Genomic DNA, 11,881 nt, shown 5'->3' with positions numbered 1-11,881 from the left:
TCAAATGACTTTCCTCTTGATGGATTGCAGTACCTCGCTCAAGGCGTCCAGGGGTACCGGCTTGATCAGCAAATGACGGATTCCGGCCGACTCGCAGTGGCTGCGCAGCGCCGGGGAGAGCTCACCGGTGATACCGATGATGGGGCCGCAATACCCCCGCTCGCGCAGGGTGCGGGCGAACGACAGACCGTCCATGTGTTCCATCTGCAAGTCGGTCAGCACGCCGTCGAAGGACAGCAAGTCGGTGCGTTTCAAGGCATCGACGGCGCTGGCGCAGGCCACCATCCGGTTGCCCAGGTAGCGGCCCTGCTGAAAGATCACCTGCAGCGACAGGGGGCTGTCGTCCACCGCCAGCAGCTTGAGGTCCAGGCTCGGGGCCAGGGCTTCGGGGGAGGCGAAGCACCGTTCGGCAACGATGCCGGACTGGGCCTGGGCCACGGCGTTGCGCAGGCTGTCGAGGCTGAAGGTGCGGGCCACCCAGCTGTCGCCGGCCTGGCGCTGCGGCGGGCCCATGCCGGGGGCGTGCATGAGCACCCGCGGGCCGCTCCAGGCCACTGGCCGCGAGGGGCCGAGAAAGGCTTCCACCAGCACCGCCTTGCGGGTCGGTGGGTCGCGTTCGGCCACATAGGGAATGGCCAGGGCGCCCCAGCGGCGCAACCAGTGGCAGAGGTTGAGATTCACTTCCTGGATATCCCCGCGCACATACACCGGGGTCACCCCCAGGCGCGGCAGGTCCGGCGCCGGGGCGGCGGTGCAGGGTTCCAGGGCCAGGCTGAAGCTGAAGCTGGAGCCCAGGCCCGGTTCGCTGATGGCGCTCAACTGGCCCTGCATCATCGTCGCCAGCCGTTGGCAGATGGCCAGGCCCAGGCCGGTGCCCGACGCCTTCTGGCCCAGCCAGCTGGGCACCCGGTAATAGGGTTCGAACAGGTTGGCCTGGAACTCCGGGGCGATCCCCGGGCCGCTGTCCACCACCTGAAAGCGCAGGCGGGGCGCCTGGCTCGGGCCCGCCTCGGCATGCAGGCGCAGCACCACATGGCCGGACTCGGTGAACTTGATGGCGTTGCTCACCAGGTTGTTGAGGATCTGGCGAATGCGTTCGCCGTCGCCCACCACTCGCTCGGCGACATTCGGGTCCAGGGTCACGTACAGGCGCAGGCCCTTGCTGCGGGCCCGGGCCGAGTAACTGAAGGCCACTTCTTCCACCAGCCGCCCCGGGGAGAAGGGGGCGCTGGTGAGGCTCAGGCGGCCGGACTCGATCAGTGACATGTCGAGGGTGTCGTTGATGGTTCGCATCAGCGCCGAGGATGCTTGCTGGGTGGCTTCCAGGTAGTCGCCCTGCTGGGCGCTGAGGGCGGTGGTGCGGAGCATTTCCAGAGAGCCGAGGATGCCGTACATGGGCGTGCGGATCTCGTGGCTCAGGGTGCTGAGGAACAGGGTCTTCTCGTGGTTGGCCTGATCCGACAGCAGCTTGGCCTGCAGCAGCGACTGTTCGGCCACCTTGAAGTCGGTCACGTCGCTGATGCAGCACAGCACCGCCGCCACGCCGTTGTAGCCGGTGGGGGCACAGGTCAGCTGGATGAAGGTGCCGTCGTCCAGGGCATGTTCGATGGCATGCACCCGGGCAGGCGGCTCGTCGAGGATGCGCTCGCGCAGGCCGGGCACCGAGGCCAGCCAGCGGCGCCCGGATTCATTGCACAGGATCAGCCGGCCGTTGTCGCGCCGCATCAGGCACAGGCCCACCGGCGCCACCTCGATGAAGCGCCGGTTGAGGGACACGCTGTCTGCCAGGGCGCTGTAGTGGCGCACTGCGGGTTCCACCAGGCGCAGGCGGATGTAGCGCGCGCCGAGAAAGATCACCGCGAACAGAAGCAGGGTCACCAGCAGGGTGGTGTACAGCGGGCCACGGCTGTCGCGCAGCAGTTGGCTGACCGGTGCGTAGTACACCAGGCGCCAGCCGGCATTGCCCACGGATTTATTGAGCACGATGTAGTCGGGCAGCCCGCCCAGGCGGTGCAGGCCGAAGGAGTCCTCGTCGGCCTGCAGGCGCGACAGGCTGCCGGGCACTTGCCAGTTGGCGCTGTGCAGCACCAGTGCGCCGTCGGCGTCATACAGCAGGTATTTGCCCTGGTGCAGGCCCAGGGGGTCCAGGGCCAGGTCGATCTCGGTGAGCTCCAGGCCCAGCCAGCCCTCGCTGGCGTGATGCTCGTCCACCGGGCGCAACAGGTACACCTGCTTGTTGCCATCGATGCCGGCCCAGTACCACAGGGTCCGGGCCTCGGGGTGTCGGGCCAGCAGGTCCTGTACCGCACGCTGGTCGAGCTGGCGCAGCCAGGGTGCGTCCACGGCCTTGCTGGAGGGCTGGCCGGTGCCGGTGGCCGCTGGCTCGTAGAGAGTGCTGACCAGGCCCTGTTCCGGCACCAGGTACAGCAGCTGGCTGTGGGTGCTGTCCACTTCCACCAGGTCGCGGGCAGTCAGCACCAGGGCCCAGCGCCGGGAGGGAGTACTGCCGAAGGGCAGTACCCGCAGTTGCTCGTTACTTGCCAGAAAGTTGCGCGCCGTTGAACTAAGGCGCTCATCGCTAGTGCGCACGGCCGAAGAAGAAATGGCCTTCAACAGGCTTTCCCGTTGATTGAAGAATTGTTGTGCGTTAAATGCCGCTGCGTTCATTTGCCGGCGGTAGTTGGAGAGGGTTTCATTAAGTGACCAGTGGACCACGAAACCGGCAATGATCAGGATGCAGGACAGCAGGCTGTACATGAAAAGGCGCAGCAGGACCACCGGGATATAGGCCCCGGAGAAGTGGCTGGTAAACGCTGGGAAGTGGGCTTGTGTATGCATCGGCCCATAGTAAGGAGAACTATCTATATCCCTCTTCAGAATATTCTTAATGCCAGGGGCTTTAAGAAGATTCTCATTTTTTAGTTCACCTATTGACTTCAGGCTTTCGACCCTCTTGTGCTCTAACGCAAAGGTTTGAAAGTTATGGTTCTGGTTAAGAAAACGATAAGCCTCGCCGTTAGCTCCGCGCTGTCGTTGATGACGCTTGTTACTCAGTCTGCAACCGCTGCTGATTATGAAAAAATCGATTTGTCCTCGCCCGAAGGTGAATCCCTGACCCTGGATGAGGCGTCTGTCGATTACACCGGCCGTGGGCCGGCGGTGCGGGTCAGCGGCGCTCAGAACCAGTTGCAGGGCCAGGGCTACGATATCCGGGCCACGGCGGACAGCCCCAACAGCGCGGTGGTGGGCGTGCAGGTGGACGCCGGCGGCAAGGCCGAACTGAGCGGCGTGACCATCAGCACCGGCGGCTCGGATTTCGCCACCGGGGCCCAGGCCACCGGCGCCGGCAGCCAGTTGACCCTGAACGATGTGCAGATCACCACCAGCGGCAACCAGAGCCGCGGCGTGGTGGCCAGCGCTGGTGGCCAGGTGCAGGTGGCCGGTGGCTCCATCACCACCTCGGGCAACCAGGCCGATGTCTTGTCCGCCTCCGGCAAGGGCTCCAGCATCCTGGCCTCGGACCTGACCCTGACCGCCACTTCGACCGGCTCGGTCAATGCGGTCCGCGTCGCCGATGGTGCGGCCATCGAGCTGCAGCGCGTCAGCATCCAGTCCAGCGGCTTCATTGGCGCGGTGGCCGTGGAAGGGGTCGGCTCCTCCCTCAGCGCCGATGGCGTCGACATCACCGCCGAGAATGGCCGTGGCATCGGTGTGACCAGCGCCGCCCTGACTTTTCGCAACGGCAGCATCAATGCCAAGGGCGATGGCATCACCCTGAGCAGCCTGTACCAGAAACCGGGCGGCACGGCGGTGATCAGCCACAGCCGGATCACTTCGCAGAACGGCGACGGCATCAACGTCAACGCCGACCAGGCCGCGGCCGATCTGGACAGCGTGCAGGTCACCACCCTGGGCGACTATGGCGTGGCGATCTGGATGCCGGGCAGCAACACCCGGGTGGACGTCAAGGACAGCATTCTGCAAACCCGTGGCCAGAGTGCGGTGGCCATCGACAACCGTGGCGGCGTGTTCACCATGGACGGTGGTTCCATCAGCACCCTTGGCGACAACTCCCATGCCCTGTACGCCTCGCCGGACACCACAAACAGCCCCGGTGCGGTGTTCAACGTCAGCCGCGTGCTGATCGAAACCAGCGGCCGGGGCTCCGTGGGGGCGCTGGCCCGCATGGCGGGGGCGAGCATCAGCCTGAGCAACAGCAGCATCGTCACCCACGGCGACCTGGGCTATGGCCTGTTCGCCTCGGGCCGCGGTGCCAGCGTGGAGCTGCAGGACAGCGACGTGCAGACCGCCGGCGAGCAGGCTCACGGCCTGGCCATCAGCAACAACGCCACGACCCGCTTCCAGGGCTCGACCGTGGTCACCAACGGCAGCAACGCCAATGGCATCGTCAGTTTCGCCACTGGCGCCGGGGTAGTGAACGATGTGGAGGTCACGTCCAGCCATATCCAGGCTGAAGACGGCGCCGGCATCCTGGTCAACGGCGGTGGCCTGACCACGCGCTTTACCGACAGTAGCCTGGTGGGCCGCAGCGGTGGCGAGCAGGGCACCGCGCTGTGGATCACCGACCGCGCCAGCGGGGTGCTGGCCGGTGCGGTGCAACTGGACGCCGTGCGCTCGAACCTGTTCGGTGATGTGCTGGTGGACGGCGGCAGCCTGCAACTGTCCCTGGCCGACCACTCCAGCCTGGACGGGGCGATCAAGGGCGGCAGCCGTGATACCCAACTGAGCCTGGACGACAGCAGTGTCTGGACCCTGCGCGGCGACTCCCAGCTCACCCGCCTGGCCAACAACGGCGTGGTGGAGTTCGCCGATCCCGGCCTGGCGGGGGCCTTCAAGCAGTTGCAGGTCAGTGGCGACCTCGAGGGCGACGGCCACTACATCATGAACACCGACCTGGGCCTGCAGCAGGGTGACCGGTTGATCGTCGGCGGCCAGGTCACCGGCAACAACGACATTCTGGTGCGCAACTCCGGCAGCGAACCGGGGGCCGAGGGCCAGAGCCTGACCCTGGTGCAAAGCGCCGGTGGCCCGGGTTCGTTCAGCCTGGCCAACCGCGGTGGGGTAGTGGATGCCGGGACCTATCGCTACGGTCTTGCGGCCGATGCCCAGGGCAACTGGAACCTGGTGAACGTCGGCCGTATCCAGCCGGCGCCGGGGCCGGACAACCTTTCCACCGGCGCCAGCGCGGCGGTCAACAGCAGCGCCATTGCCACCTTGCGGGCCACCTGGGATGCCGAGCGGGCGACCCTGGTACAGCGCCTCGGCGACCTGCGCCAGGGGGCCGACCGCCAGGGTGTGTGGATCCGTGGTTTCGGCCAGCAGCAATCCCTGGACAACGGCGTTGGCCGGACGTTTTCCCAACAGGTACAGGGCACGCAACTGGGCATGGACACCCGGCTCGACACCGCCGGTGGCACCCTGGTGCTTGGCGCGCTGGCCGGCTACAGCCAGACCGATCGCAACTTCAAGGGCGAGGGCAGCGGCAAGCTCGACAGCTACCACCTGGGCGGCTATGCCACCTACCTGGATGACTCGGGCTGGTACACCGACACCTTGTTGACCCTGAACCGCTGGTCCACCCGCCTGGATGTATGGGGCACCGACGGCGCCAAAGTCTCCGGGCATTCACGCAGCAAGGGCGCGGGCCTGTCGGTGGAAGCCGGCAAGCAGATCGATCTGGGCAACCGCTGGTTCGTCGAGCCCCAGGCGCAGGTTTCCATGCTCTATGCCCGCTCCGACAACTACCGCCTGGACAACGGCCTGCAGGTGCAGCCCGGCGATGGGCTGTCGACCCAGATCCGCACCGGTGCCCGGGCCGGGCGCAACCTGCAGCTGGAAGATGGCACACGCTTGCAGCCCTACCTCAAGGCTGGCTGGGTCGAGGATCTGTCGGCGCAGAACAAGGTCCGCACCAACGGCATCGCCAGCCGTCCCGATGGCAACGGCGGTGGCTGGTATGCCGGGGTTGGCGTGACCGGTGAGCTGAGCCGCCAGCATCAGGTGTATGCCGAGGTCGAGACCAGCGAAGGCTCGAACATCGACCGGCCCTGGGCCGCCAACCTCGGTTACCGCTTCACGTTCTGAGGGGCACTGGCGCTCGCCGCGAGTGTCTGGCGCACCCCTTCGGTATAGGACGTCTTGGCGATTGGCCCGATCAGAGCTTGCAGGGCCGAGTCGTCGAGGATCAGCGGCGAGCTGATCAGGTAATGCATCTCCACCATCTCGCGCAGCAGCGGGTCGAACAGCCCCAGCAGGCGCAGCAGGGGCTTGCCGATCACCCGCTGCTTGAAGCGGGTACCGCCGTGCTGCCGGATCAGCTCCAGCAGCTCGCGCTGGCTGGTGACCCCGGCGCCGCCCAGGTGCCAGGTCTTGCCGAAGGCTTCGGGCTGCTGGATCAAGCGGCAGACCACCGGCCCCACGTCGGGAACGAAGACAAACTCATGGGGCCGGTCCAGGGGGCCTACCAGGTTCGCCGTGCCGCCCTGGACCGCGGCCTGGAACGCGCCGTGCAGCAGGCTTTTATCGACCCCGGGCCCGTAGAAGTCCGGCAGGCGCAGCACCGTGGCCTGGATCTTGCCGTCGGCATGGGCCTTCCATAGCAGGTCTTCCTGGGCCTTGCGCATGCGGCCCTTGAAGCTGTTGGGCTGGCGCGGATGCTGCTCCGCCACCGGGTTGCTGCGAGCCATGCCGTAGGGATAGACGGTGCCGATCAGCAGGATCCGGCGCACCCCGGCGGCGATGGCGCCGTCCAGGGTCTGGCGCATCAGTTGCGGGTGCAGTTCGAAGCGCCAATAGTCCACCCCTACCAGATAGATCAAGGTGTCGATGCCGGCTGCGGCAGCCTCGACCGAGGCGGGCTGGTCGGGGTCCCAGGTGACCGGCTCGGCCAACGGGTCGGCGCCATAGGCCTTTAGCAGGCTGCTCTGGCTGCGGCCCACCACGCGGTAGGGCTGGCCCTGGCTGCGCAGGGTCCGGGCAATGCTCTGGCCAATGGCGCCGACGGCGCCGAACAAGGCTACTTGGGGCATGACGGGGTTCCTCGTGGATGAACAGAGCTTGCAGAGTGCGAGTTCCTCGGCTAAATGGAAATTGCCCAGACTTCGATGGTTTCTATAAAAAAATGCATAGCCCCACGGATACTCCCCCCCACTGGGACTGGTACCGCACCTTTCTCGCAGTGCTGGACAGTGGCTCCCTGTCTGCCGCCGGCCGTGCCATGGGTTTGACCCAGCCCACGGTGGGCCGGCATATCGACCAGTTGGAAGCGGCCCTGGGCCTGAAGCTGTTCACCCGTTCCTTCGACGGATTCGCCGCCACCGAAGCGGCGCTGGAGCTCAAGCCCTACCTGCTGCAGCTGGCGGCGGGGGAGGCGGCCTTGCGCCGGGTGGCCAGCAGCCATGGCGCCGGGGTGCAGGGCAGTGTGCGGATCTCGGCCAGCGAAATCATCGGGGTGGAGGTGTTGCCGCCGATTCTCGCCACCTTGCGCCAGCAGCATCCGCAGTTGGTGGTGGAGCTGGTGCTTTCCAACCGTGCCGACGACCTGCTGCAACGCCAGGCCGATATTGCCGTGCGGATGTTCCGCCCGACCCAGGAAGCGCTGCTGGTGCGCCGGGTCGCCGACATCGAACTGGGCCTGCATGCCCACCGGGACTATCTGCAGCAGCAGGGCACGCCGCTCTCGCTGGAGCAGTTGGCCGGGCACGCCCTGATTGGCTTCGACCGTGAAACCGCGTTTATCCGCCGCCTGCAACAGCAGTACCCGATGCTGGCCCGGGGCGCCTTCGCCTGGCGCAGTGACAGTGACCTGGCGCAGTTGGCGGCATTGCGCGCGGGGTTTGGCATTGGTGCCTGCCAGGTACGCCTGGCCGAAGCTGATCCACGCCTGGTGCGGGTCCTGGCGGAGCAGTTCGCACCGAGCCTGGAAGCCTGGGTGGCGATGCATGAAGACCTGCGCAACAGCCCGCGCTGCGCGGTGACCTTCGCCGCGCTGGTGCAGGGGCTGGCGGCCTATGCCGGGGGCGATTGACCGCCAGGGTGTCGGCAAGGGTTGCCAGGTGGCCCCGGCAGCGGCTTATCATACGCTGTATGTTTAGGCCCCCAGGAGGCAACGCCCATGGCATTCGGCAAGGTATTCATCGCCACCTCGGTCGATGGTTTCATCGCCCGCAACGACGGTGCCATCGACTGGCTGCCCAGTGGCGAGTCCGGTGAGGACTACGGCTACGGCGCCTTCATGGCGTCGGTGGACGGAATTGTCATGGGCCGTGCTACCTACGACAGCGTGCTGGGTTTCACCCCCTGGCCTTTCGACAAGCCGGTGGTGGTGCTCAGCCGCACCCTCAGTACGCAGGACGTGCCGCAGCGCCTGGAGGGCAAAGTACGCATCAGCGCGCTGCAACCGGTGGCGCTGGTGGCGCAGTTGCGGGCCGAGGGCTGGAGAACCGCCTACATCGATGGCGGCACCCTGATTCAAGCCTTTCTCCAGGCCGGGCTGATCGATGAAATGACCCTGACCCGGGTGCCGGTGCTGCTGGGCACGGGCCGCCCCCTGTTCGGCGTACTGCCCCGGGACCTGCACCTGCGCTGCGTCGATTCCCGGCGGTATCCGGATGGGCTGGTGAGCACCCGCTACCGGGTGGAGCGGGGCGCCGTCCATGACTGACCGGCCCAAGCGCAGCGGCCGCCCTGCCGCAGGGCGTGAACTGAGCCTGGACCAGGTTCTCGACGTGGGCCTGGAGCTGCTGGAGGAGCTGGGGCCCCAGGGGTTCGGTGGCCGGGCCCTGGCGCGGCAGCTGGGGATTACCCCGATGTCGGTGGCCTACCACGTGGGCGACCAGCGCAACCTGATGCGCCTGCTGGTGGAGCGGGTGCACGCCGAGCCGCTGGCCGAGCCGGCAGCGCAGTGGCCACCCGAGGCAAGAATCCAGGCGCTGCTGGGGGAGTACATGGCCCGGGTCCGCCGCCATCCGGCGCTGACCCTGTGCGTCCTCGGTGACCCGCAGCTGTTCGGCGGCTCCCTGGCCACCTTCAGCCAGCGCTTGCGCGAGGAAGTACGGGCCTTCGATGCAGACCCGGCGCTGTTCGACCTGCTGGTGGACTACAGCCACGGCCACGCCCTGGCGCTGGCCCTGGCCGGGGAGGGCGCGCAGGCGCTGGAGGGCGCTTTCGAAGCGGGGCTGCGCCGCTTGCTGCGCTAAGCGGCTTTCTACAGGGCGCCGGCGAGCATCGCGGCAAAGCGCCGGGCTGGCCATTCCTTGCGGTCCGACACCTGGCCGTCGCCCACCTCCACGAGGCGCAGTACGCCGTCGGCCCGCAACACCACATCCACCGAGAAGAACCGACTGTCGATCAGTGCCGCGCATTCGTGCACCAGCGCCGGTACTTCACCGCTAGCACCGTAAGCCTGGCCGTTGAGGACGAAGTAGCGGCGCTCGGTGTCATCCTGGTAGTCCTCGCGACGCCTGACGCAGACACCACCTTCGATCTGGCCGCGATACTGGCGCATGCGTTCGATCAGTGGCGCGATATCCGCGGGGGAGTGCACCAGGCTACCGCTGCCGGTGTTCAGCGATTTGACGTAGTCCTTGATGAAATACCCCGGCCAGTGGAGGTCCGCCAGGGCCTGGGTGAAGTTGGCGTCGGCCGCCAGCACCCGGGTTTCGCAAGTGAAGCGGGCCAGCCGCGGATACCACTGGGGCAAGTGATGGCAGTCCCGGTAGTCGGCAACGCTGGTGAAGGCAACGGCGCCCAGGCGTTGCAGATGCTCCACCAGTTCGCGGTAGCCTTCGGGCGTCAGCATCCAGCCGCGGTACAGCACCGGGGTGCCTCCTTCGAGGGCTGGCCGCGCCCGGAAATTGCCGCTCTCGAAATCCTCGAAGGAAAACAGCGAAGCGCTCAGGCCGGCGGCCAGAATCGCCTGGTATTCGTCGAGGTACTGCTCGTCCGGGCGCTTCGGGTCGAAGGGGTCGCTGGGGTAGAGAAGGTGCATGGCGAATCCTGCCAGTGAGGGTTTGCCCGGGCCCATGGGCGCCGGTGAAGTGAGATGGCGGCCGATGATAACGGGATTTTCCAGGGCAATCCTCCCGGCCCGGGCGTTCATTACATCCCTGCACCTTTGTTCACAGAAAATCACCGACCCACGACAGATTCCAACACCGCTGCTGGGGATACTGGCGCCTGCTCCGCCGGAGCGCCAAGGACCGACGTGACTGGAGAACCCCATGCGTAGACTGTTGACCGCCGTACTGATCTCGACCCTGGGGGCGGCCTCTCTGGTTCGTGCCGATGGACCAGCGCCATTTTCCAAGGTGTTCGAGGATATTTCGGCCGACCAGCCCGGCTGCGCCGCCGGGGTGATGCGCGGCGGCAAAGTGATCTGGAGCGCAGGCTATGGCGCCGCCGACCTGGCCACCGGAGCGGCGATCCAGGCCGATACCCTGTTCAACCTGGCATCGGTGTCCAAGCAGTTCACCGGCTTTGCCATCCTCCAACTGCAAGCCCAGGGGCGCTTGAGCCTGGAGGACCCGGTGCGGCGCTTTCTGCCGGAGCTGCCGGCCTATGCCCAGGGCATCAGGATCCGTCACCTGTTGCACCACACCTCAGGGCTGCAGGACTACATGCTGCTGGCCGAACTGGCGGGGATTCCCCTGAGCCAGCGCTTTACCCAGCAACAGGCCCTGGACCTGCTGGTGCGCCAGAACAGCCTGATGTTCCCGCCCGGCAGCGAATTCAGCTACAGCAACAGCGGCTACGTCCTGCTGTCGAGCATCGTCGAGCGAGCCAGCGGCCTGTCGCTGAAACACTACTCCCGGGCGAACATCTTTTTGCCCCTGGGCATGGATCACTCAAGCATCGTCGATCAGTACCCGGTGCTGTTGCCGAACCTGGCCCGGGGCTATGAACCGGGCGGGCAGGGCAAGGCCCAGGTAGCGGTGGATGCGCGCTGGGAGCAGACCGGCGACGGCCAGGTGCACAGCAATGTGGCGGACCTGATGCGGTGGTTGCGCAACCTGTCCACCGGGCGGGTCGGGGGCAAGGCGCTGGTGGAGAACATGCGCCTGACCGAGCCCCTGAACGACGGTGATCCCGGCTATTACGGCATGGGCCTTGCCAACCGCAGCTACCGCGGGCTGCAAGAGCTGTCCCACAGCGGCGGCTGGGCCGGTTTCAACACCGACGTGGCCTGGTACCCCAAGCTCGATGTGGCCACGGTGGTGCTGTGCAACAGCGATGACGGCCGTGCCTCGGAGCGCGGCCGCCAGTTGCTCGATACCCTGCTGGGCTCGCCGGCGCCGTCCGGGGAAGCGGACATTCCGCCGCCACCCCCGAGCATCCGGGCGCTGCCCAAGGCATCGCTGAAAACGCTGGTGGCCGGCACCTACCTGGACGATGGCGGCCATCAGTTGCAGCTGCGGCGCAGCGGCAAGGGTTGGAGCCTGGAAACCTTCCCCGACGTCCTGCCGCTGACCCGGCAGAGCGATGAGGTGCTGGTGGCGGACAACGACGGCACCCCGATCTACCTCGCGGCGACCTCGGGAGGGCGGATCGCGCTCAACAACCCGGCCTCGACCTATGCCCTGGCCCCGCCCTGGAAGCCCGATGATATCCGCCCCTACGTCGGCCTCTATACCCTAGAAACCAGCCCCGGACAGCTCAAGGTCCATGCCCGGCAAGGCAAGCTCTATGTACGCATCGGCCTGTACACCTACCCGATGCAGCCCCTGACCGCTGAGCGTTTCAGCGCCGGGGAACTGGGGGTGCTCAGCTTTGCCGAGCAAGGCGCGGTGCTGACCAGCAGCGTGGCGCGCAATCTGCGGTTCGGGAAAGTCTTTGCGCCATAGCACGATACGCAGGCCGCAGG

General features: G+C 66.7%; 8 protein-coding genes. 5 read left to right on the top strand and 3 right to left on the bottom strand.

The window, feature by feature from the left end:
- Complete coding sequence (locus tag A9971_RS04535) at positions 1-2,838, bottom strand: hybrid sensor histidine kinase/response regulator (RefSeq protein WP_183001481.1); 2,838 nt, start codon at positions 2,836-2,838, stop codon at positions 1-3.
- A gap of 249 nt (positions 2,839-3,087) precedes the next feature.
- Here A9971_RS04535 and A9971_RS04530 point away from each other — a divergent pair, with 249 nt between their 5' ends.
- Positions 3,088-6,105: an autotransporter outer membrane beta-barrel domain-containing protein gene (locus A9971_RS04530; protein WP_183001480.1), complete on the top strand. Its 3,018-nt coding sequence runs from the start codon at positions 3,088-3,090 to the stop codon at positions 6,103-6,105.
- Here the strand turns inward: A9971_RS04530 and A9971_RS04525 are convergent.
- Entirely contained in the window at positions 6,087-7,049 is a 963-nt protein-coding gene (locus A9971_RS04525) for an SDR family oxidoreductase (RefSeq protein WP_183001479.1), read from the bottom strand. The two genes, A9971_RS04530 and A9971_RS04525, sit on opposite strands and share 19 nt — an antisense overlap.
- Positions 7,050-7,141: 92 nt before the next feature.
- Between A9971_RS04525 and A9971_RS04520 the strand changes: the two genes are divergently transcribed.
- The 3 genes from A9971_RS04520 to A9971_RS04510 all read left to right on the top strand — a co-directional run bounded on the left by A9971_RS04520 (position 7,142) and on the right by A9971_RS04510 (position 9,218).
- A complete protein-coding gene (locus A9971_RS04520) occupies positions 7,142-8,047 on the top strand; it encodes a LysR family transcriptional regulator (protein ID WP_011061908.1) in 906 nt (301 codons plus the stop codon).
- A gap of 87 nt (positions 8,048-8,134) precedes the next feature.
- Entirely contained in the window at positions 8,135-8,683 is a 549-nt protein-coding gene (locus tag A9971_RS04515) for a dihydrofolate reductase family protein (protein ID WP_183001478.1), read from the top strand.
- Entirely contained in the window at positions 8,676-9,218 is a 543-nt protein-coding gene (locus A9971_RS04510) for a TetR/AcrR family transcriptional regulator (RefSeq protein WP_015636058.1), read from the top strand. Before A9971_RS04515 ends, A9971_RS04510 begins: the two co-directional genes overlap by 8 nt.
- Before the next feature lie 8 nt (positions 9,219-9,226).
- On the opposite strand, the gene A9971_RS04505 is transcribed toward A9971_RS04510, so the two are convergent.
- Positions 9,227-10,009 (bottom strand): ATP-grasp domain-containing protein, encoded by a 783-nt coding sequence (locus tag A9971_RS04505; RefSeq protein ID WP_053152455.1) that lies wholly within the window; start codon positions 10,007-10,009, stop codon positions 9,227-9,229.
- A 232-nt stretch (positions 10,010-10,241) separates the two neighbouring features.
- On the opposite strand from A9971_RS04505, the gene A9971_RS04500 reads away from it, so the two are divergent.
- Positions 10,242-11,861 (top strand): serine hydrolase, encoded by a 1,620-nt coding sequence (locus A9971_RS04500; protein ID WP_183001477.1) that lies wholly within the window; start codon positions 10,242-10,244, stop codon positions 11,859-11,861.
- The last annotated feature ends 20 nt before the right edge of the window (positions 11,862-11,881 follow it).

Source organism: Pseudomonas sp. UME65 (assembly GCF_014170225.1).
Taxonomy (GTDB): domain Bacteria; phylum Pseudomonadota; class Gammaproteobacteria; order Pseudomonadales; family Pseudomonadaceae; genus Aquipseudomonas; species Aquipseudomonas protegens.
This window is presented reverse-complemented; position numbering and strand designations above follow the sequence as displayed.

What these genes read in the sequence shown, in the direction of transcription:
- A9971_RS04535 (WP_183001481.1), bottom strand. Translation starts at nt 2,838, where the DNA reads ATGCATACACAAGCCCACTTCCCAGCGTTTACCAGCCACTTCTCCGGG.
- A9971_RS04500 (WP_183001477.1), top strand. Translation starts at nt 10,242, where the DNA reads ATGCGTAGACTGTTGACCGCCGTACTGATCTCGACCCTGGGGGCGGCC.
- A9971_RS04505 (WP_053152455.1), bottom strand. Translation starts at nt 10,009, where the DNA reads ATGCACCTTCTCTACCCCAGCGACCCCTTCGACCCGAAGCGCCCGGAC.
- A9971_RS04525 (WP_183001479.1), bottom strand. Translation starts at nt 7,049, where the DNA reads ATGCCCCAAGTAGCCTTGTTCGGCGCCGTCGGCGCCATTGGCCAGAGC.
- A9971_RS04510 (WP_015636058.1), top strand. Translation starts at nt 8,676, where the DNA reads ATGACTGACCGGCCCAAGCGCAGCGGCCGCCCTGCCGCAGGGCGTGAA.
- A9971_RS04515 (WP_183001478.1), top strand. Translation starts at nt 8,135, where the DNA reads ATGGCATTCGGCAAGGTATTCATCGCCACCTCGGTCGATGGTTTCATC.
- A9971_RS04520 (WP_011061908.1), top strand. Translation starts at nt 7,142, where the DNA reads ATGCATAGCCCCACGGATACTCCCCCCCACTGGGACTGGTACCGCACC.